This window comes from Thioalbus denitrificans (genome assembly GCF_003337735.1).
In the GTDB taxonomy this organism is placed as follows: Bacteria; Pseudomonadota; Gammaproteobacteria; order DSM-26407; family DSM-26407; genus Thioalbus; species Thioalbus denitrificans.
Window position 1 is genome coordinate 799355 of sequence record NZ_QPJY01000002.1, and the last position, 19029, is coordinate 818383.

Consider the following 19029-nt stretch of genomic DNA (forward strand, 5'->3'; position numbering starts at 1 on the left):
GAATCATCGGATTGCGCTGAAAGTCCGGCTCCGCTGCCCCGGCAGGAGATGGGCACGTCTTGATTCTGGTAGCTGCTTCCGCCGCCGTCAAAGCCGCGCGGCGGATGATCGGTTATCATCGTTTCCCTCCGATTCTTGACCACCGGCTCCATGGACGCCCTGATCGAAGTCAGAAATCTGGTACGGCACTACCGCGGCGTCAAGGCCGTGGACGGAGTGAGCTTCGACCTGCGCCGCGGCAGCTGCTTCGGCCTGCTCGGTCCCAACGGCGCCGGCAAGACCACCACCGTGGAGATGCTCGAGGGCATCAACCGGCCCGACTCAGGCAGCATCCACTACAAGGGCGAGCCCCTCGGGCGGCGCTTCCGCGAGGAAGCCGGCATCATGTTCCAGTCCACCGCCCTGCAGGAATTCATCACCGTGCGCGAGACCCTGCAGCTGTTCGCCAGTCTCTACCCGCGCACCCTGCCGCTGGAGGAGCTGGTGGCGACCTGCCGGCTGGGCGAGTTTCTCGACCGCGACGCCCGCCGGCTCTCCGGCGGACAGCGCCAGCGCCTGCTGCTGGCCATCGCCCTGGTCAACGACCCCGAGGTGGTCTTCCTGGACGAGCCCACCACCGGGCTCGATCCCCAGGCCCGGCGCAACCTGTGGGACCTGATGGAGGCCATCCGGGCGCGGGGCAAGACCATCCTGCTCACCACCCACTACATGGAGGAGGCCTATATCCTCTGCGACGAGATCGCCATCATGGATCACGGGCGGATCATCGCCCAGGGCACGCCCCGGCAGCTGCTGGCCACCCACTTCAACGATGTCATTCTGCAGCTGCCGGAGGCGGACCTGGGCCCGGCCGGAGCCGTGCTGCCGGAGGCGAGGCTGGTCCGCAACGGGGTGGTCGAGATCGCCACCGCCGACGTGAGCGGCACGGTCCGCGGCCTGCTCGAGGCGGGCGCGGCGCTGGAGCGGCTGCGCATCCGCGACCGCACCCTGGAGGACCTGTTCCTGGAGCTCACCGGCCGCGAGCTGCGCGCCTGAGCCACCCACACCCCACGGATATCGACCGCCGCCATGTCCATCGAACTCGCCCTGCGCCGCTTCCGCGCCGTGCTCTCGGCCCGCAACAAGGAGTTCATGCGCGACCGCACCGCACTGGGCTGGAGCTTCCTGTTCCCGGTGCTGGTGGTGGCCGGCTTCGCCTTCGCCTTCTCCGGCGAGCCGCCGGCCGAGTACAAGGTGGGGGTCATCGGCGCCGTGCCGGCAGCCGGGGCCCCCGCCTTCTACGCCACCCGCCACATCGACTTCATCCCCATGCCGGCGCCGGCGGGCGCGGTGACCAAGGTGGAGCGCCACCAGCTGGACATGCTGGTGGACCCGGCCACCCGCAGCTACTGGATCAACGACAGCTCCCCCAAGGGCTACCTGCTGGAGCGCATCCTGCGGGGCAGCGGCGGCGGCGACTACCGCAAGCAGACGGTCAGCGGCCGGGCGGTGCGCTACGTGGACTGGGTCATCCCCGGCATCCTGGCGATGAACATGATGTTCGGCGCCCTCTACGGGGTGGGCTACGTCATCGTCCGCTACCGCAAGAACGGCGTGCTCAAGCGGCTCAAGGCGACCCCCCTGAACGCGGTGGAGTTCCTCGCCGCCCAGCTCGCCTCGCGGCTGTGGCTGCTGTTGACGGTGGCCACGCTGGTCTACGCCGGCACCGACCTGTTCATCGGCTTCACCATGAACGGCCGCTATCTCGACCTGGCGGTGGTCTTCCTGCTGGGCGCCACCAGCCTGCTCGGACTGGGACTGGTCATCGCCGCGCGCATCAGCAACGAGGAGGTGGCCGACGGCCTGGTGAGCTTCATCGGCTGGCCGATGATGTTCCTCTCCGGGGTCTGGTTCTCCCTGGAGGGGCTGCACCCGTGGCTGCAGCAGCTGGCGCTGGCCCTGCCCCTGACCCACTTCATCAATGCCGCCCGCGCCATCATGATCGACGGCGCGGGCCTGGCGGAGGTGGCCCCGGACCTGGCGGTGCTCGGCGCCATGAGCATCGCCTTCCTGGCGCTCGGCGCCTGGCTGTTCCGCTGGGAGCAGGCATGAAGGACAACGAACGACTGGTGTCGCTGATCCGGTCCTTCCGGCCGGACAGCCTGCTCCTGGCGGGCGAGCGGGCCGAGGGGCTGTTCGCCGATTATCTCGCCGACCATCCGGGCTGCCGTGTCCTGCACCTGCCGCTGGAGGGGCTGCCCGGGAGCCTGGCCGACCACGGGCGCTACGACCTGGCCTTCGTCTCCGGCTGCCTGGAGCACCTCGACCCCATCCGCGCCGGGGAGGTGATCGCAGCCCTGCGCGATGTGCACGCCCGGCGCCTGCTGGTGGCGGTGCCCGTGGGCGGGGACCGCCCGGGACACCGCAGCCACTGGGAGATGGCCGACCTGCTGGCCTACGGCCTGGTGCAGGTGGGCGAGTACCGGCGCGGGGACGGGATGGTGCACCTGTACGGCTTCGACATCGCCACCTACAAGGTGACGCCGGACTGGCTCAACAGCCGCTACTGGGCCAACCCGGAGCTGTGGGACCGCTACTGGTGGTGAGGCCGGCATGAGCGGCGGGTTCGTTTCCCGTTTCTTCGACCGGGAGACGGTGCCGGACGGCAAGTTCCGCCGCCAGACCGTGGACCGCGTGGCGGAACAGCTGGCGGGTAGCGGCGGCTGGCTGGCGCTGGTGGACGATGCCGCCACCCCGATGCAGCTGGCGGTGACGGGACGACGCTTCGAGCGCCCGGCTCAGTTGTGCAGGAATACCCCGAACCCGAAGTGGAACGTGGGGTCGGTGGAGCGTTCACCGGGCCGCGGCCAGAGCCAGAGGCGCTCCGCGGCGACCACCGGATAGAGATAGCGGCTCTGGCCCACCTGCCCCGACTCCAGCCCGTCGAGCCGGCCGCGGACGCTCAACTGCCGTCCCGCCGCGAAATCGACGCTCTCCAGGTACTCGGGCCAGTAGACCAGGAACCGTCCCTGGGCGGGCGCGGCGATGTCGGGGCGCTGACTCCGGTTCAGCGGATAGCCCAGCAGCTCCAGGCGGGTGCCGTTGCGGAGGTTGGTGGTGGCGACGATGACTCCACCCCAGATCACCGCGGCGCCCCGCTTCGCATCCATGTCCGGCACCACCGTGGCGGGTGTCAGGGCCGGGTCCGTGCCGACGGTGTCGAACTGCGGCCCGGCCGCGCAACCGGCCAGCAACGCCGCCGCGAGCGGCAATACGTGCAAGAGTCTCATCCGTTCTGCTCCTCACCACCCGTAGGGATAGCGTCGCCAGGGATACCAGGGGTCGTACCAGTAGGGATGGGGGGCGTACTCGCGGTAGACCACCTCCGGGCGCGGCGGCCACAGCTTCCAGCGCGCCACCTTCACCACCGGGAAGCGGTAGGGATAGGCGCCGATGGCGCGGCTCACGGACGGACCCAGGGCGCCGACCACCGTGATCTCCCGTCCGTTGCTGACGATGGCGGGATCCAGGAAGCCGTCGAACAGGGCCAGGAAACGCCCATCGCTCCGATCCTCGTCCCGGGGTCTGCCGCCGCTGTCCAGCTCCCGGGACACCACTTCCACCCGGGTCTCCCCGCTCAGGTTCTCGACCCGCGCCACCGTGCCGCCCCAGCGGACCGTGCGCCCCACATGCTGTTCCGGCGCCGCCCGGGCTTCCCCGGGCGTCACCGCGTCGACCGGACCGGCCAGCTCGGCCGGGGGCGCCGTGGCACAGCCGGCCACGACCACCAGCAGCATCAACCATCCCGCATGCCCCAGGCCACGGGTTTTCATATACTCTCCTCCCGGCGCGCCTGGATTGCCCTATCGCACTTCACGCCGGTGTACTCTTCGTGTATTTAGTGTAGTGCGCCGCCTTGGAGTTTCATCCGCCCCGGCCGCCCCGCGGGCCGCCGGCCCGGTCGTGATTGCAGGCGCGCCGTGCTCTTCGGAGAGGAACGTCATGTCCGACGACAGCCAAGAGAACCTGTCCCTGCACATCATGGAGCTGCGGCAGGAGCACCGCGACCTGGACCAGGCCATCGAGCGCCTCTCCCAGGACCCCGGCGTCGACCAGCTGCAGCTGCGGCGGCTGAAGAAGCGCCGGCTCATGCTCAAGGATGCGATCACCCGACTCGAGAGCCGGCTCATACCGGACCTCGACGCCTGAGTCACCGGCGCCGGTCCGGGCCCGGAAATCGGTACGGATGTTGATACCCGTCAAGAACTTCCCGTCGCGCTGACATTAGAATGTCGCAGTGCACCGCAAACCGGAGTCCGGCCAGGATGGACCCGCGCGAGCGGATGCGGGATCCTGCGACGTCCGACCCGCCGTTGCGGACGGGAGAACCTGAATGAAACTGTGTGAGAACTGCAAGGAAAAGCTTCCCTACCTGATTGCCTATGTGGCGTTCCTGGCCGCATTCCTTTCCTTCCTCACCGGGGTGCTGACCGGCTGGAACCCGGTCACCATGGGCGTCATCTTCCTGCTCGGCTGCGGCCTCGGCGTACTGCATGTGACCTACGGTTCATGCCGGCTGTGCCGCAGGTTCGGCCACCAGGGCCACGCCCACTGAGGCATCCCGGCCGCGCGGGTTCAGACGCTCGCAATCAGCAGCAGCACGAACAGCACCACCGCCACGAGAGGCAGGATCACGGCCTTCCAGTCCCGCTCCCCGGCCTGGCGGCTGCGCTCCATCGCCGCCCGGATTCCCGGGCGGAACCAGAGCAGAACGAGCACCGCCGCCACGCCCAGCAGAATCTTTTCCCAGGTAGCCATCGGATCCATGCTTTCTCCCTGACATTGCGCAGTTGAAGTCAAATCCGGCCATGGCCGGTTGAACCACGGGGATACGGAGGGCACGGAGGAGAAGGATGCCGGAGATTTTACCGCGTTCCGCCTTGACTGTTGCGGCCAGCAGGCTGCAACCAACCCGCAGGTCTTCTCCGTGAGCTCCGTGTCTCCGTGGTGAAATCAAAACGGCCCATTCAGACTCGCAGGACCGAGCATCAGGTGCCGCCGACGACCGTGCACGGCGTGACGCCGGACACGGCATCCGGCACAATCGGTACCTCGCAACCGCGCGGAGATTGGCCATGCTCGCCGCTCTCACCCTCCTGCTCCTGTGCCAGCTCGCCGGCGAGGTCATCGCCCAGCTGAGCGGCCTGCCGCTGCCGGGACCCGTCATCGGCATGGTGCTCCTGTTCATCGGACTGGTCATTCGCGGAGAGGTTCCGGCCGCCCTGGACCGGGCCGCGCGGGGCCTGCTCGATCATCTCTCGCTGCTGTTCGTTCCGGCCGGCGTGGGCGTGGTGCTGCACCTGACCCGGGTCGGCGACGAGTGGCTGCCACTCTCCGCCGCGCTGGTGCTGAGCACCCTGCTGGCCATCGTCGTCACCGGCTGGGTCATGCAGCGACTCGGCCGTCCCGCCGCGGATGAGCCGAAGCCGTGAAGCGCGAGTTGCAGGAAATCTGGGTCTATCTCGCCGCCAATCCCCTGCTGTGGCTGACCGTCACCCTGGTGGCCTACCAGGCGGGGCTGTGGCTCTACCGACGGCTCGGCTGCCGGCCCGTGGCCAACCCGGTGCTCCTGGCCATCATCCTCATAGGCGCCCTGCTCTTCGCCACCGGCGGCAGCTACGACGACTACTTCGCCGGCGCCCAGTTCGTCCACTTCCTGCTCGGGCCCGCCACCGTGGCGCTGGCCATCCCCCTCTACCGGCAGTTTCACCGGGTCCGGCGGGCGGCGCTGCCGCTGGCGCTGGCCATCCTGGCCGGTTCCCTCTCCGCGGCGCTCAGCGCCATGGGGCTGGCCTGGCTGCTCGGCGCCTCCTGGCAGAGCGTGATCTCCCTGGCGCCCAAGTCGGTCACCACGCCGGTGGCCATGGGCATCGCGGAGAAGCTCGGGGGACTGCCCTCGCTGACGGCCGTGCTGGTCATCCTGACCGGCATCATCGGCGCCTCCCTCGGCCCCTGGGTGCTGCGGCTGGCCCGGGTGCGGGATCCCCGCGCCCGGGGCCTGGGCCTGGGCGTGGCGGCCCACGGCATCGGCACGGCCCAGGCATTCCAGGCCGGCGAGGTCACCGGCGCCTTCTCCAGTCTGGCCATGGGCCTCAACGCCCTGGCCACGGCCATCCTACTGCCGCTGCTGTTCCGGTGGGCGGGGTGGTGACCAGTGACCAGGAATCGTAGGATGGGCAAAGCGCAGCGTGCCCATCACCTCCGCGCGTCGATGGGCACGTCGCTCCGCTCCTTTGCCCATCCTACGCCCACTGTTCCGGTGGGCAGGATGGTAGTCGGACAAGGGTCAAGAGGGTTAATGGTTAATGTAACCGCCTGTGTGGAAACAAAATACCCTTATCCCTTATCCATTATCCCTTCACGCCACCGGCAGGGTGACGCCGCGCTGGCCCTGGTACTTGCCGCCGCGATCGAGGTAGGAGGTCTCGCATACCTCGTCGGACTCGAAGAAGAGCATCTGGGCCACGCCCTCGTTGGCGTAGATCTTGGCGGGCAACGGCGTGGTGTTGGAGAACTCGAGGGTGACGTGCCCCTCCCACTCCGGCTCCAGCGGGGTGACGTTGACGATGATGCCGCAGCGGGCATAGGTGGACTTGCCCAGGCAGATGGTGAGCACGCTGCGTGGAATGCGGAAGTACTCCACCGTGCGGGCCAGGGCGAAGGAGTTGGGGGGAATGATGCAGACGTCGGACTTGACGTCCACGAAGCTGTTGGCGTCGAAGTTCTTGGGGTCGACGATGGCCGAGTTGATGTTGGTGAAGATCTTGAATTCGTCGGCGCAGCGCACGTCGTAGCCATAGCTGGAGGTGCCGTAGGAGACGATGCGGCCGCCTTCGTTCTCGCGCACCTGGCGCGGTTCGAACGGCTCGATCATTCCGTGCTGCTCCGCCATGCGGCGGATCCACTTGTCCGATTTGATGCTCAATGCCACTCCCCCCCGGCGCGCCCAAACGACATCAGGCGGGTCGATGCCCGCCTGATGCCGGATTATACGCAGATGCCCGGAACGGATCAGTTGTTCTGGATCACGATGCTCGGGAACTTGGCCGCGTAGTCCTTGGCCTGGATGGAGAGCTTCGCGGCCACCCGGCGCGCGATCTCGCGGTAGATCTCGGAGATGCGGCTGTCGGGCTCGACCACGACCGTGGGCTTGCCGCTGTCGGCCTCCTCGCGGATGCGGATGTCGAGCGGCAGCTCGCCCAGCAGGGTCACGCCGTACTGCTCGGCCATGCGCTTGCCGCCGCCCTCGCCGAAGATGTGCTCCTCGTGGCCGCAGTTGCTGCAGATGTGGATGCTCATGTTCTCGATCACGCCGAGCACGGGCACCTCGACCTTCTGGAACATCTTCAGACCCTTGCGCGCGTCCAGCAGGGCGATGTCCTGGGGCGTGGTGACGATCACCGCGCCGGAGACCGGCACCTTCTGGGCCAGGGTCAGCTGGGTGTCGCCGGTGCCCGGGGGCAGATCCACCACCAGGTAGTCGAGATCGCTCCAGTTGGTGTCGTTGAGCAGTTGCTCCAGGGCCTGGGTGACCATGGGGCCGCGCCAGATCATCGGGGTCTCCTCGTCGATGAGGAAGCCGATGGACATGGCCTCCAGGCCATGGGAGACGATGGGATTCAGGCTCTGGCCGTCCGGGGACTCGGGCTTGGCGTGCACGCCCAGCATGCGCGGCTGGCTGGGGCCGTAGATGTCGGCGTCCAGGATGCCCACCTTGGCGCCCTCGGCGGTGAGTGCCAGTGCCAGGTTGACGGCGGTGGTGGACTTGCCCACGCCGCCCTTGCCGGAGGCCACGGCGATGATGTTCTTGATGCCCTTGATGGGCTTGAGGCCCTTCTGCACGGCATGGGAGGTCACCTTGGTGCTCACCTCGACGGCCACCGCCTCCACGCCGTCGATACCCTTGATCTGCGCCTCCACATCGGCGGCGAGCTGGCCGCGGTAGCCGGCGTTGGGGAAGCCGAGCTCCACCTGCACCGTCACCTTGCCGCCGTCCACCTGGATATCCTTCACCGCGTGGGCGGAGACCAGGTCCTTCTCCAGGTACGGATCCACGTATGCCTTCAGTGCGGTTTCCACCTGCTCGCGGGTGATTTCTGCCATTTACGCCTCCTCGCTGCCTTCGCCCCGGCTCGGGGCGAACATTAGAAATGGGAATACTTCTAATTTACTCGAATGGCCGCGGAGTTTACCACGTCCGCCCGGCCGGGAGTACTGCTATTTCTCAATAAACCCTGCTGAAATAAGTGTTTAGCACCGCCTCCCGCGCACTTGCCGGCTCCCGTGGCCGCGCCGGCCCGGGAGCCTTCGCCCCCGTCGCGGCCAGGGCTCCGACCGGGCCACACCGTGCATCGGGCGCCGTGATACTGATATATTTGTCCTTTTGATGCATTTCCAACCCCCGGGAGCTCCACATCCACCGGGGAATGCCGTTTTCCATCTATTCCGTGACCGACATGCCCGAGAAGAAACGCCGAATCCTCGTCACCAGCGCCCTGCCCTACGCCAACGGCTCCATCCACCTCGGCCACCTGGTGGAGTACATCCAGACCGACATCTGGGTGCGCTTCCAGAAGAGCCGCGGCCATCACTGCGTCTATGTCTGCGCGGACGACGCCCATGGCACTCCCATCATGCTGCGGGCGGAGCAGGAGGGAATCACGCCCGAGGCGCTGATCGAACGGGTGGAGGCGGAGCATCAGGCGGATTTCTCGGAGTTCCTGGTGGGTTTCGACAACTACTACTCCACCCACTCGCCGGAGAACCAGCACTACGCCAACCTCATCTACACCCGGCTGCGCGACGCCGGCCACATCGCCACGCGGACCATCACCCAGGCCTTCGACCCCGTCAAGGAGATGTTTCTCCCCGACCGGTTCATCAAGGGTGAGTGCCCCCGCTGCGGCACCCCGGACCAGTACGGCGACAGCTGCGAGTCCTGCGGCGCCACCTACGCCCCCACCGATCTGAAGAATCCCCGCTCGGCCATCTCCGGCGCGGTCCCGGTGGAAAAGGAGTCGCTGCACTACTTCTTCCGGCTCGGGGACTTCGAGCCCTTCCTGCGCAGCTGGGTCGCCGAGCACATCCAGCCCCAGATGCAGAACAAGCTGGGCGAATGGTTCGAGACCGGGCTGCAGGACTGGGACATCTCCCGCGACGCCCCCTACTGGGGCTTCGAGATCCCCGATGCGCCGGGCAAGTTCTTCTATGTCTGGCTGGACGCGCCCATCGGCTACATGGCCAGCTTCCAGAACTACTGCGACCGCACCGGGGAGTCCTTCGACGACTACTGGGGCCGGGAGTCCGGCGCCGAGCTGTACCATTTCATCGGCAAGGACATCGCCTACTTCCACACCCTGTTCTGGCCGGCGGAACTGCACGGAGCGGGCTTCCGCACGCCCTCGGCGGTGTTCTGCCACGGCTTCCTCACCGTCAACGGCCAGAAGATGTCCAAGTCGCGCGGCACCTTCATCATGGCCCGCACCTACCTCAGGCACCTGCGCCCCGAATACCTGCGCTACTACTTCGCCACCAAGCTCGGCTCCGGCATCGAGGACCTCGACCTGAACCTGGAGGACTTCCGCCAGCGGGTCAACTCGGACCTGGTGGGCAAGGTGGTGAACATCGCCAGCCGCTGCGCCGGCTTCATCCACAAGCTGTTCGAGGGCAGGCTGGCCGCCACGCTGCCCGACCCCCACACCTACGGCGAGTTCGTGGCCGCCGGCGAGTCCATCGCCGAAGCCTACGAGGCGCGTGAGTTCAGCCGCGCCATGCGCGAGGTGATGCAGCTGGCGGATCGGGCCAACCAGTACATCGACGAGCAGAAGCCCTGGGTGATGGCCAAGGACCCGCTGCGCGCACCGGAGGTACAGGCGGTCTGCACCCAGGGGCTCAACCTGTTCCGCGTCCTGGCCACCTGGCTGGCCCCGGTGCTGCCGCAGATGTGCGAGGACGCCCGCGCCTTCCTCAACGTGGAGACCCTGGACTGGCACGCCGTGGCCGGGGGCCCCCTGGTCGACCACCGCATCGAGCCCTTCAAGCCGCTCATGCAGCGGGTGGAGCCGGCCCAGCTGGAGGCGGTGGTGGAAGAGTCCCGCGAGCACCTGCGGGCCACCGCCGGGCAGGCGGAGGCAGAGCCCGCGGCCCCGCCCTCGCCGCTGGAGGAGAACCCCATCGCCGCGGAGATCGGCATCGATGAGTTCGCGAAGATCGATCTCCGGGTGGCGCGCATCGAGAAGGCCGAGCACGTGGAGGGCGCCGACAAGCTGCTGAAGCTGACCCTGGACCTGGGCGGCGAAACGCGCACCGTGTTCGCCGGCATCAAGTCGGCCTACCAGCCCGAACAGCTCACCGGCCGGCTCACGGTCATGGTGGCCAACCTCGCGCCCCGCAAGATGCGCTTCGGGGTCTCCGAGGGGATGGTCCTCGCGGCCGGACCGGGCGGCAGGGAGCTGTTCGTCCTCGCCCCGGACAGCGGCGCGCAACCCGGCATGCGGGTGAAATGAGGGGCGGCGGCGGAGCGTGCGCCGCCGGGTTCACCACCGGGCATTGATAATTGTCATTCAATCCGGGGACGTGGACGTTTTTAAATCCGGATCATTAATTTTCATGGGGCGCCCATAACAAAACATTATTGCACCCGCATTAAAAGTAGGGTATTTATTTGTGCGTCGCACAAAAAGAAGAAAGAATATCGGGTAGAAGCGCGCTCCGCTAACGTCCATCATAGGGGATGGCCGGTGCGCAGCCCGGTTTTCGAAAGGTGATTGATTGTAGGGGAAATACGTGGGCCGATGACCGAATACCTGCTCATCCTCGTCAGCACGGTGCTGGTGAACAACTTCGTGCTGGTCAAGTTTCTCGGCCTCTGCCCCTTCATGGGCGTGTCCAAGAAACTCGAAACCGCCGCCGGCATGTCGCTGGCGACCACCTTCGTGCTCACCCTCTCGGCGGTGATGAGCTACCTGGTGGAAGCCTATGTCCTCGCTCCGCTGGGGCTGGAGTTCCTGCGCACCATCGGCTTCATCCTGGTGATCGCGGTGGTGGTGCAGTTCACCGAGATGGTGGTGCACAAGACCAGTCCCGTGCTCTACCAGCTGCTCGGCATCTATCTGCCCCTCATCACCACCAACTGCATCGTGCTCGGCGTGGCCCTGCTCAACGTGCAGACCGATCACGGTTTCCTGCAATCGGCCATCTACGGGCTCGGCGCCGCCATCGGCTTCTCCCTGGTGCTGGTGCTGTTCGCCGCCATGCGTGAGCGCCTGGCGGCCGCCGACGTGCCGGTGCCGTTCCGTGGCGCGGCCATCGGCATGATCACCGCCGGCCTGATGTCCCTGGCCTTCATGGGCTTCACCGGCCTCGTCAAGGGTTGAACATGATTAGCGCGGTCCTGGCCATCACCACTCTCGCCGTCATCTTCGGCAGCCTGCTCGGCTACGCCGCAGTGCGTTTCCGGGTCGAGGGTGATCCCGTGGTGGATCAGATCGACTCGCTGCTGCCCCAGACCCAGTGCGGGCAGTGCGGCTTCCCCGGCTGCCGGCCCTATGCCGAGGCGCTCGCCACCGGCGAGGCGGAAATCAACCGCTGCCCGCCGGGCGGGGAGTCCACCATCCAGGCGCTGGCCGACCTCCTCGGGCGGGAGCCCATCCCGCTGGACGGCGAGACGGGCGAGGAGAAGCCGCGGATGGTGGCCTACGTCGTGGAGGAGGAGTGCATCGGCTGCACCCTGTGCCTGCAGGCCTGCCCGGTGGACGCGATCCTGGGCGCGGCCAAGCAGATGCACCAGGTCATCGAGGCCGAATGCACGGGCTGCGAGCTGTGTCTCCCGCCCTGCCCGGTGGAGTGCATCCACATGCACCCGGTGGAGCAGGGTCTGAACGAATGGAAGTGGCCCTTCCCGAAACACCAGCCCCCCATGGGCTCGGCCGCCTGAGGCCGGAACTTCCGACGCCCGGCGCTCTCCGGGCGGGAAGGCGGACAACGACCAGCCACTGCACAGGACCGGCGGACAACCCGGACGGAACATAGGCACCGATGGTTGCAACGACACGCAAACTGCATCACTTCCACGGCGGCGTACACATGCCCGGCCACAAGGAGGCGTCCACCCGCCTGCCGGTGGTCGATGCGGGCATCCCCGGGCGGATTGTCATCGCCCTGCAGCAGCATATCGGCGCGCCGGCGGAGCCGGTGGTCAAGGTGGGCGATCGGGTGCTCAAGGGCCAGATCATCGGCCGGGCCAGCGGCTACGTGAGCGCCCCCGTCCATGCCTCCACCTCCGGCACGGTGACGGCCATCGAGCCCCTGCCCGTCCCCCACCCCTCCGGCCTCAACATCCCCTGCGTGGTGATCGAGACCGACGGCGAGGACCGCTGGGCGGAACTCCAGCCACTGGAGGGGTATCCCGAGGCCGAACCCGACCTGCTCCGCGCGCGCATCCGCGACGCCGGCATCGTGGGGCTGGGCGGCGCGGCCTTCCCCACCGCCGTGAAGCTCACCCCGCCCGCCGACGCCGCCATCGACACCCTCATCATCAACGGCGCGGAATGCGAGCCCTACATCTCCTGCGACGACATGCTCATGCGCGAGCGGCCGGAGGAGGTCATCCAGGGCGTGGTCATCATGCGCCGGATTCTCGGGGTCCGGGCATGCATCGTGGGGCTCGAGGACAACAAGCCGGAAGCGTTCCAGGCGCTGCAGGCGGCCGCCGCGGGGACCGGCATCGAGGTTGTCCAGATTCCGACCATCTACCCCACGGGGGGTGAGAAGCAGCTCATCAAGGTGCTGACCGGGAAGGAGGTTCCCTCCCGCGGCATACCGGCCCAGATCGGCATCGTATGCCAGAACGTCGCCACCGCCGCGGCCGTCTACCGGGCCGTGCGTTTCGGCGAGCCGCTGATTTCGCGCATCGTCACCGTCACCGGCGGCGCGGTCCGGGAACCCCGCAACCTGGACACGCTCATCGGCACCCCGATGGAGCACCTGCTGGACCGGTGCGATCCCCACCTCACCCCCGAGGACAAGCTCATCATGGGCGGGCCCATGATGGGGATCCCCCTGCGCGACGGCAGCCTGCCCACGGTCAAGGCCACCAACTGCCTGCTCGCGGCGACTCCCGGGGATCAGCCCAACCAGGGCCAGACCATGCCCTGCATCCGCTGCGGCGAGTGCACCCGTGTCTGCCCGGTGAACCTCCTGCCCCAGCAGATGTACTGGCATGCCCGGGCGCGCGAGTTCGACAAGATCCAGGACTACAACCTGTTCGACTGCATCGAGTGCGGCTGCTGCTCCTACGTCTGCCCCAGCCACATTCCCCTGGTGCAGTACTACCGCTTCGCCAAGACCGAGATCTGGGACCAGGAGCGGGAGAAGAAGAAGGCCGACCTCGCCCGCCGCCGCCACGAGTTCAAGCAGATGCGGATCGAGCGCGAGAAGCGCGAGAAGGCCGAGCGGCACAAGGCCGCCGCCGCCCGCGCCGCCGCCAAGACCAATGCGGGCAAGGCCGATGCCGGCAAGGCCGCCGGCGGCGCGAAGACCGCGACCGATGCCGACAAGCAGGCCGCCATCCAGGCCGCCATGGAGCGGGCCCGGGCCAAGCGCGAGGCTGCCGCCCAGGCCGGGGCTGAACCCAAGCAGACCGCCAACGACGCCGACGCATGATGCAAGCCATCGATCTCCGCACCCCCCACATCCACCTGGACAGCAGCGTCTCCCTGGCCATGCGCCGGGTGCTCTATGCCCTGGTCCCGGCCCTGATCGTCCAGACGTGGCTCTTCAGCTGGGGCGTGCTCATCAACGTGCTCTTCGCCGGCCTGGCGGCGGTCGCCTTCGAGGCGCTGATGCTGCGCCTGCGCAGCCGCCCGGTGGGCAGCTACCTGGCCGACGGCAGCGTGGTGCTCACCGGGGTCCTGCTGGCCATGGCGCTGCCGCCGCTCTCCCCCTGGTGGATGACCCTCATCGGGGTGGGCTTCGCGGTCGTGTTCGGCAAGCACCTCTACGGGGGGCTCGGCTACAACCCCTTCAACCCGGCCATGCTCGGCTACGTGCTGCTGCTCATCTGCTTCCCGCTGGAGATGACCTCCTGGGTGGCGCCGCGCATGCTGCTGGAGATGAATATCGGCGTCACCGATGCCCTCAGCGCCATCTTCCTCGGCACGATCCATGGCGGCACCGGCATCGACGCGGTGACCATGGCCACGCCGCTCGACTCCCTCAAGGTCCAGCTCGGGCTGGCGCGGACGGTCCAGGAGATCCTGGAGAAGCCCACCTTCGGCATCCTCGGCGGTCGCGGCTGGGAGTTCGTGGACCTGGCGCTGCTCGGCGGCGGACTGTGGCTCATCTGGAAGCGGGTCATCGGCTGGCACATCCCGGTGGCCATGCTCGGCGCCCTGGCGCTGGTGGCGATGATCTTCAACCTGGTCGACCCGGGCCGCTACGCCACCCCGCTGTTCCATGTCTTCAGCGGTGCCGCCATGCTCGGCGCCTTCTTCATCGCCACCGATCCGGTGAGCGCCTGCACCACCCCCCGGGGGCGGCTGGTGTTCGGCGCCGGGGTCGGGATACTCACCTACATCATCCGCACCTGGGGCGGCTACCCCGATGGCGTTGCGTTCAGCGTGCTGCTGATGAACATGGCCGCCCCCACCATCGACTACTACACCCAGCCGCGGGTCTATGGCCACGGCGACAAGGCCCCATGAAGCTCATCTTCCAGTCCATTTTCCGCAATGCCCTGGTCCTCGGACTGTTCGCCGTGGTCGGCACCAGCCTTGTCGGCCTGACCGAGGAGGTCACCCGTGATCGCATCGCCGCCAACGAGCGCCAGGCGCTGCTGCACAACCTCAACCAGGTGCTCCCGGCCGCGAGCCACGACAATGACATCCCCAACGACACGATCCAGTTCCAGGTGCCGGAGCTGGGCGGCAGCGTGACCGTCTACCGGGCGCGGCTCAAGGGCCAGCCCCAGGCCGCGGTGTTCACCACCGTCGCCCCCGAGGGCTATGCCGGACCCATCAAGCTGCTGGTGGGGGTGGGCATGGATGGGCACCTGACCGGTGTGCGGGTCATCTCCCACAAGGAGACGCCCGGCCTCGGCGACCGCATCGAGCTGGAGAAATCCGACTGGGTGCTCGATTTCACCGGCAAGTCGCTCGGCGACCCGGCCCCGCAGCAGTGGCGGGTCAGGAAGGACGGCGGGGTCTTCGATCAGTTCACCGGCGCCACCATCACCCCGCGCACGGTGGTGAAGTCGGTCTACAACACCCTCACCTGGTTCCAGGCGCACCGGGATGAGATCTTCCCCCGGGAAGAGAAGGTGCAGACCGCGGCGCAGCGCTCCTGACGACGGAGAACGAGATGTCCAGCACCTACGGCAACATCGTCCGCAACGGCTTCTGGGACAACAACCCGGGGCTCGTCCAGCTCCTCGGCCTCTGTCCCCTGCTCGCCGTGACCACCAACGTGGTCAACGGCCTCGGCCTCGGTCTTGCCACCGTGGCGGTACTGGTGCTGTCCAACATCACCGTCTCGCTCATCCGCAGCCTGGTGCCCCAGGAGGTGCGCATACCGGTGTTCGTGCTCGTCATCGCCTCGTTCGTGACGGCGGTAGAGCTCACCATGAACGCCTTCTTCCACGACCTGTACAAGATCCTGGGTATCTTCATCCCGCTCATCGTCACCAACTGCGTCATCATCGGCCGCGCCGAGGCCTTCGCCTCCAAGAACCGGTTCCGGTTCGCGCTGGCCGACGGCCTGGCCATGGGCTTCGGCTTCACCGCCGTTCTGGTGCTGCTCGGCGGGATGCGGGAGCTGCTCGGCCAGGGCACCCTGCTGGCCCAGGCCCACCTGATGTTCGGCGAGGCCGCCCGCGGCATGACCCTCCACGTGATCGATAATTACCGTGGCTTCCTGCTGGCCATCCTCCCCCCGGGCGCCTTCCTCGGCATGGGCCTGCTCATCGCCCTGAAGAACACCATCGACAGCCGGCTCGCCGCCCGCGCCGTGCGCGCCAGGCCGGCGGAGAAGGTGGAAGGCGGCGCCGAGGCCACTGCTTGAAGGGCGATGAACCGCAGATTCGCATTGATTACGTGAATTACCCCTGCATGAATCCGGGCGTCACCGCCATCTGACTGCCTGTTTCATGCCGGTCTCCACCTGCGGGTCGCCCGCCATGAAGCGATTCAGAGGCATAACCTCCCGTGCTGCAGCCGGCGGCCTGAACCTTGTACCACCAATCAGGTTCCAGGCTGCCCGTTGACTCACCATGTCGATGGAAATTAACGAACATAACGTCAATCTGCGGTTCATCCCGAAGTTGTTCACGGTGCGGCTCCCAATCGGCCGCCTTTCCAACCACCCATGTGCCTCGCCTGATGGGAGCACCTCGAGACGATGAACAGGGAGAAACGGGCGGAGATATTCCGCCGGCTGCGGGCCGAGAATCCGCACCCCACCACCGAGCTCGAGTACACCACCCCGTTCGAGCTGCTGGTGGCGGTCATCCTCTCCGCCCAGGCCACCGACGTGGGGGTGAACAAGGCCACCCGGCGGCTGTTCCCGGCGGCCAGCACACCGGCGGCCATTGCGGCGCTGGGCGAGGCGGGCCTGAAGGAGTACATCAAGACCATCGGGCTGTTCAACAGCAAGGCGAAGAACATCCTCGAGACCTGCCGCATCCTCCTGGAACGGCATGGAGGCGAGGTGCCGCGCGATCGGACCTCCCTGGAGGCCCTGCCCGGCGTGGGCCGCAAGACCGCCAACGTGGTGCTCAATACGGCGTTCGGCGAACCCACCATCGCCGTGGACACCCACATCTTCCGGGTTTCCAACCGCACCGGCATCGCACCGGGCAAGAACCCCATGGAGGTGGAGAAGCGCCTGCTGCGACGGGTCCCGGCCGAGTATCGCAAGGATGCCCACCACTGGCTCATCCTCCACGGCCGCTACACCTGCCTGGCGCGCAAGCCCCGCTGCGGATCCTGCATCATCGAGGACCTGTGCGAGTATCGCCACAAGACTTCGGACTGAATCGGGCCGGACTTGCGGCCGCGGCCACCCGGCGTGAAAAAACTGTCACCCTCCCGTCAGACTCTGAACTATCCTTACCCCAACTCCACCCAGGGGCCGACCCGTGTTCGGACACAACCGCGACAATCTGCGACGCTTCTACTACACGGTGTGGCGAAAGCAGCAGCACAGCGAGCCGCTGGAGCCGCTGGAACAGCTGGTGGCGGAGGTGATTGCCGCCCATCCCGAGTACCACCCCGTGATGATGGGCGAGGAACGCCACCTGGAGCGCGACTACCTGCCCGATCTGGGCGATGAGAATCCCTTCCTGCACATGGGCATGCATATCGCACTGAAGGAGCAGGTGGCCACGGATCGGCCGGCCGGGATCGGTACGGTCTACCGCCGGCTGGTGCTCGGGATCGGCGATCCCCACGCGGTCGAGCATCGCATGATGGATTGCCTGGGCGAGGTCCTGTGGCGGGCCCAGCAGGATGGCAGCGCCCCGGACGAGATCGCCTACCTCGAGTGCCTCGAGCGGCTCAACGCCCGCTGACGCACGGAACCGCCATGGACCCCGGACTGACCCTGATTTCGGCGGCGATCCTGCTGGTGATCGTGGTCGATCCCCTGGGCAACGTACCGACCTTCCTCACCATCCTGGGCGACATCCCCCCGTCACGCCGACGCCGGATCATCCTGCGCGAATCCCTCATCGCCTACGGGATCCTGCTGCTGTTCCTGGTGGGCGGGCGGGGGCTGCTCAGCGTTCTGCGCATCGAGGATCCGTCCCTGACCGTGGCCGGCGGTGTCATCCTGTTCCTCATCGCCCTGCGCATGATCTTTCCCCATCCCGAGGGGCTGTTCGGCTACGACCCGGCGGGTGAACCCCTGGTGGTGCCGCTGGCCACACCGCTCATCGCCGGCCCCTCGGCCATGGCCACCGTCCTGCTGCTGGTATCGCGGGAACCGGACCGGATCTGGGAGTGGGCCGCCGCCATCACCCTGGCCGCCTGCGTGAGCACCCTGGTGCTGCTCGCCTCCGAGCCCCTCAGCCAGCTTCTCGGCAAGCGCGGGCTCCATGCCCTGCAGCGCCTCATGGGCATGCTGCTGACCGCCGTGGCCGTGCAGATGTTCCTCACCGGCGTGGAGCAGTTCCTCGGCCGGCTCTGACCCCATGCCCGCTCCGGGCGCGGCAGACGCATGCCGTACCATGGGCTGCACTGCACGGGAAAGAGTCACCGCCCGTCCAGCGGCAAAGAAAAGCCGGGTAAAACCCGGCTTTCGGAACAATCGGCGTCAAGCGACGTCAATCCGCGGTAGCCATCCCGGTTACTGCCGGCGGCCGATGAGCTCCACCGGATAGCCGTCGGGGTCCTCGACGAAGGCGATGACGGTACTGCCGGCGTTCATGGGGCCCGCATCGCGGATGATCTTGCCGCCCCGGGCGCGGATCTCGTCACAGGCCTTGTAGACATCATCCACCTCGACGGCGATGTGGCCGAAACCACTGCCCACCTCGTAGCCATCCACGCCCCAGTTGTAGGTCAACTCGACGACGCTGTTGTCCGCCTCGTCACCGTAGCCGACGAAGGCCAGGGTGAACTTGCCGTCGGGGTAGTCCTGCCGCCGCAGCAGCTTCATGCCCATGATCTCGGTATAGAAAGCGATGGAGCGATCCAAGTCGCCCACCCGCAGCATGGTATGGAGAATCCGCATCGATGCGCCTCCTCGTCCGGCATTGAACAATTAATAGACAGGATTTACAGGATATACAGGATTTGTTGGGGCAGTGGCCACGTTGCATGAACACCCTGTGTTCATGCGGGCTGCCAAACCCGGAACGCCGGGAAAACTTTTTACATCCTGTCAATCCTGTCTATTTACGCGCGGATTCAACTCACTAGTGCAACCGGTGGGTTGATCCCGAAAAATACCTGGTTCGGCGTTTTCATTCCAAGGCATTTGCGGGGGCGGTTGTTC

General features: G+C 67.1%; 23 protein-coding genes. 17 read left to right on the top strand and 6 right to left on the bottom strand.

What is annotated here, in order from left to right; translation table 11 throughout:
* Positions 1-150 precede the first annotated feature (150 nt).
* The 3 genes from DFQ59_RS08185 to DFQ59_RS08195 are packed head-to-tail and all read left to right on the top strand — an operon-like array spanning position 151 to position 2585.
* Complete coding sequence (locus DFQ59_RS08185; RefSeq protein ID WP_211314831.1) at positions 151-1035, top strand: ABC transporter ATP-binding protein; 885 nt, start codon at positions 151-153, stop codon at positions 1033-1035.
* Positions 1036-1068: 33 nt separating this feature from the next.
* A complete protein-coding gene (locus DFQ59_RS08190) occupies positions 1069-2091 on the top strand; it encodes an ABC transporter permease (protein WP_114279157.1) in 1023 nt (340 codons plus the stop codon).
* Positions 2088-2585 carry a DUF6231 family protein gene (locus DFQ59_RS08195; RefSeq protein WP_114279158.1) on the top strand — a complete coding sequence of 166 codons (498 nt, stop codon included), beginning with the start codon at positions 2088-2090 and terminating at the stop codon, positions 2583-2585. Before DFQ59_RS08190 ends, DFQ59_RS08195 begins: the two co-directional genes overlap by 4 nt.
* Positions 2586-2777: 192 nt before the next feature.
* On the opposite strand, the gene DFQ59_RS08200 is transcribed toward DFQ59_RS08195, so the two are convergent.
* Both DFQ59_RS08200 and DFQ59_RS08205 read right to left on the bottom strand, forming a co-directional pair.
* Positions 2778-3269 carry a Slp family lipoprotein gene (locus DFQ59_RS08200; RefSeq protein WP_114279159.1) on the bottom strand — a complete coding sequence of 164 codons (492 nt, stop codon included), beginning with the start codon at positions 3267-3269 and terminating at the stop codon, positions 2778-2780.
* Between the two features lie 12 nt (positions 3270-3281).
* Complete coding sequence (locus DFQ59_RS08205) at positions 3282-3812, bottom strand: Slp family lipoprotein (protein ID WP_114279160.1); 531 nt, start codon at positions 3810-3812, stop codon at positions 3282-3284.
* A gap of 169 nt (positions 3813-3981) precedes the next feature.
* Here DFQ59_RS08205 and DFQ59_RS08210 point away from each other — a divergent pair, with 169 nt between their 5' ends.
* The gene (locus tag DFQ59_RS08210) at positions 3982-4188 is read left to right on the top strand and encodes a YdcH family protein (protein WP_114279161.1); all 207 of its coding nucleotides are present in this window, start codon (positions 3982-3984) and stop codon (positions 4186-4188) included.
* A gap of 184 nt (positions 4189-4372) precedes the next feature.
* On the top strand, positions 4373-4594 hold the full coding sequence (locus DFQ59_RS08215) for a hypothetical protein (RefSeq protein WP_114279162.1): 222 nt from the start codon (positions 4373-4375) through the stop codon (positions 4592-4594).
* A gap of 20 nt (positions 4595-4614) precedes the next feature.
* On the opposite strand, the gene DFQ59_RS08220 is transcribed toward DFQ59_RS08215, so the two are convergent.
* A complete protein-coding gene (locus DFQ59_RS08220) occupies positions 4615-4806 on the bottom strand; it encodes a hypothetical protein (protein ID WP_114279163.1) in 192 nt (63 codons plus the stop codon).
* Positions 4807-5114: 308 nt separating this feature from the next.
* Here DFQ59_RS08220 and DFQ59_RS08225 point away from each other — a divergent pair, with 308 nt between their 5' ends.
* Both DFQ59_RS08225 and DFQ59_RS08230 read left to right on the top strand, forming a co-directional pair.
* Entirely contained in the window at positions 5115-5471 is a 357-nt protein-coding gene (locus tag DFQ59_RS08225) for a CidA/LrgA family protein (protein ID WP_114279164.1), read from the top strand.
* Positions 5468-6190: an LrgB family protein gene (locus DFQ59_RS08230; protein ID WP_114279165.1), complete on the top strand. Its 723-nt coding sequence runs from the start codon at positions 5468-5470 to the stop codon at positions 6188-6190. The genes DFQ59_RS08225 and DFQ59_RS08230 overlap by 4 nt, the downstream gene beginning before the upstream one ends.
* A 207-nt stretch (positions 6191-6397) precedes the next feature.
* Here the strand turns inward: DFQ59_RS08230 and dcd are convergent, their stop codons facing one another.
* Together dcd and apbC are read right to left on the bottom strand one after the other, a co-directional pair.
* Entirely contained in the window at positions 6398-6964 is a 567-nt protein-coding gene (gene dcd, locus DFQ59_RS08235; protein WP_114279166.1) for a dCTP deaminase, read from the bottom strand.
* A gap of 86 nt (positions 6965-7050) precedes the next feature.
* Complete coding sequence (apbC, locus tag DFQ59_RS08240; protein WP_114279167.1) at positions 7051-8142, bottom strand: iron-sulfur cluster carrier protein ApbC; 1092 nt, start codon at positions 8140-8142, stop codon at positions 7051-7053.
* 353 nt (positions 8143-8495) lie between these two features.
* Here apbC and metG point away from each other — a divergent pair, with 353 nt between their 5' ends.
* The 10 genes from metG to DFQ59_RS08290 all read left to right on the top strand — a co-directional run bounded on the left by metG (position 8496) and on the right by DFQ59_RS08290 (position 18219).
* Positions 8496-10544: a methionine--tRNA ligase gene (gene metG / locus DFQ59_RS08245; protein ID WP_114279235.1), complete on the top strand. Its 2049-nt coding sequence runs from the start codon at positions 8496-8498 to the stop codon at positions 10542-10544.
* A gap of 288 nt (positions 10545-10832) precedes the next feature.
* Positions 10833-11414, top strand: coding sequence for an electron transport complex subunit RsxA (rsxA, locus tag DFQ59_RS08250; protein ID WP_114279168.1), 582 nt, complete (start codon positions 10833-10835; stop codon positions 11412-11414).
* Positions 11411-11974, top strand: coding sequence for an electron transport complex subunit RsxB (rsxB, locus tag DFQ59_RS08255; protein ID WP_211314832.1), 564 nt, complete (start codon positions 11411-11413; stop codon positions 11972-11974). The genes rsxA and rsxB overlap by 4 nt, the downstream gene beginning before the upstream one ends.
* Positions 11975-12075: 101 nt before the next feature.
* The gene (rsxC, locus tag DFQ59_RS08260; protein ID WP_114279170.1) at positions 12076-13701 is read left to right on the top strand and encodes an electron transport complex subunit RsxC; all 1626 of its coding nucleotides are present in this window, start codon (positions 12076-12078) and stop codon (positions 13699-13701) included.
* Positions 13701-14741: an electron transport complex subunit RsxD gene (gene rsxD, locus DFQ59_RS08265; RefSeq protein ID WP_114279171.1), complete on the top strand. Its 1041-nt coding sequence runs from the start codon at positions 13701-13703 to the stop codon at positions 14739-14741. The genes rsxC and rsxD overlap by 1 nt, the downstream gene beginning before the upstream one ends.
* On the top strand, positions 14738-15382 hold the full coding sequence (gene rsxG, locus DFQ59_RS08270) for an electron transport complex subunit RsxG (RefSeq protein WP_245937218.1): 645 nt from the start codon (positions 14738-14740) through the stop codon (positions 15380-15382). Before rsxD ends, rsxG begins: the two co-directional genes overlap by 4 nt.
* 14 nt (positions 15383-15396) lie before the next feature.
* Positions 15397-16095, top strand: a complete 699-nt coding sequence (locus tag DFQ59_RS08275) for an electron transport complex subunit E (RefSeq protein WP_114279172.1) — start codon at positions 15397-15399, stop codon at positions 16093-16095.
* A 336-nt stretch (positions 16096-16431) separates the two neighbouring features.
* The gene (gene nth / locus DFQ59_RS08280) at positions 16432-17067 is read left to right on the top strand and encodes an endonuclease III (protein ID WP_114279173.1); all 636 of its coding nucleotides are present in this window, start codon (positions 16432-16434) and stop codon (positions 17065-17067) included.
* Between the two features lie 103 nt (positions 17068-17170).
* A complete protein-coding gene (locus DFQ59_RS08285; RefSeq protein WP_114279174.1) occupies positions 17171-17602 on the top strand; it encodes a DUF1841 family protein in 432 nt (143 codons plus the stop codon).
* Between the two features lie 14 nt (positions 17603-17616).
* Positions 17617-18219, top strand: coding sequence for a MarC family protein (locus tag DFQ59_RS08290; RefSeq protein WP_114279175.1), 603 nt, complete (start codon positions 17617-17619; stop codon positions 18217-18219).
* 159 nt (positions 18220-18378) lie between these two features.
* Here the strand turns inward: DFQ59_RS08290 and gloA are convergent, their stop codons facing one another.
* On the bottom strand, positions 18379-18765 hold the full coding sequence (gene gloA / locus DFQ59_RS08295; RefSeq protein ID WP_114279176.1) for a lactoylglutathione lyase: 387 nt from the start codon (positions 18763-18765) through the stop codon (positions 18379-18381).
* Positions 18766-19029: the final 264 nt, after the last annotated feature.

Bases quoted from the DNA above. Each gene is read 5' to 3' on its own strand.
- DFQ59_RS08210 (WP_114279161.1), top strand. From the start codon at position 3,982: ATGTCCGACGACAGCCAAGAGAACCTGTCCCTGCACATCATGGAGCTG.
- DFQ59_RS08200 (WP_114279159.1), bottom strand. From the start codon at position 3,269: ATGAGACTCTTGCACGTATTGCCGCTCGCGGCGGCGTTGCTGGCCGGT.
- DFQ59_RS08190 (WP_114279157.1), top strand. From the start codon at position 1,069: ATGTCCATCGAACTCGCCCTGCGCCGCTTCCGCGCCGTGCTCTCGGCC.
- nth (WP_114279173.1), top strand. From the start codon at position 16,432: ATGAACAGGGAGAAACGGGCGGAGATATTCCGCCGGCTGCGGGCCGAG.
- gloA (WP_114279176.1), bottom strand. From the start codon at position 18,765: ATGCGGATTCTCCATACCATGCTGCGGGTGGGCGACTTGGATCGCTCC.
- rsxC (WP_114279170.1), top strand. From the start codon at position 12,076: ATGGTTGCAACGACACGCAAACTGCATCACTTCCACGGCGGCGTACAC.
- metG (WP_114279235.1), top strand. From the start codon at position 8,496: ATGCCCGAGAAGAAACGCCGAATCCTCGTCACCAGCGCCCTGCCCTAC.
- DFQ59_RS08215 (WP_114279162.1), top strand. From the start codon at position 4,373: ATGAAACTGTGTGAGAACTGCAAGGAAAAGCTTCCCTACCTGATTGCC.
- apbC (WP_114279167.1), bottom strand. From the start codon at position 8,142: ATGGCAGAAATCACCCGCGAGCAGGTGGAAACCGCACTGAAGGCATAC.
- rsxG (WP_245937218.1), top strand. From the start codon at position 14,738: ATGAAGCTCATCTTCCAGTCCATTTTCCGCAATGCCCTGGTCCTCGGA.
- DFQ59_RS08290 (WP_114279175.1), top strand. From the start codon at position 17,617: ATGGACCCCGGACTGACCCTGATTTCGGCGGCGATCCTGCTGGTGATC.
- DFQ59_RS08225 (WP_114279164.1), top strand. From the start codon at position 5,115: ATGCTCGCCGCTCTCACCCTCCTGCTCCTGTGCCAGCTCGCCGGCGAG.
- DFQ59_RS08220 (WP_114279163.1), bottom strand. From the start codon at position 4,806: ATGGATCCGATGGCTACCTGGGAAAAGATTCTGCTGGGCGTGGCGGCG.
- rsxA (WP_114279168.1), top strand. From the start codon at position 10,833: ATGACCGAATACCTGCTCATCCTCGTCAGCACGGTGCTGGTGAACAAC.
- DFQ59_RS08205 (WP_114279160.1), bottom strand. From the start codon at position 3,812: ATGAAAACCCGTGGCCTGGGGCATGCGGGATGGTTGATGCTGCTGGTG.
- DFQ59_RS08275 (WP_114279172.1), top strand. From the start codon at position 15,397: ATGTCCAGCACCTACGGCAACATCGTCCGCAACGGCTTCTGGGACAAC.
- rsxD (WP_114279171.1), top strand. From the start codon at position 13,701: ATGCAAGCCATCGATCTCCGCACCCCCCACATCCACCTGGACAGCAGC.
- DFQ59_RS08195 (WP_114279158.1), top strand. From the start codon at position 2,088: ATGAAGGACAACGAACGACTGGTGTCGCTGATCCGGTCCTTCCGGCCG.
- DFQ59_RS08185 (WP_211314831.1), top strand. From the start codon at position 151: ATGGACGCCCTGATCGAAGTCAGAAATCTGGTACGGCACTACCGCGGC.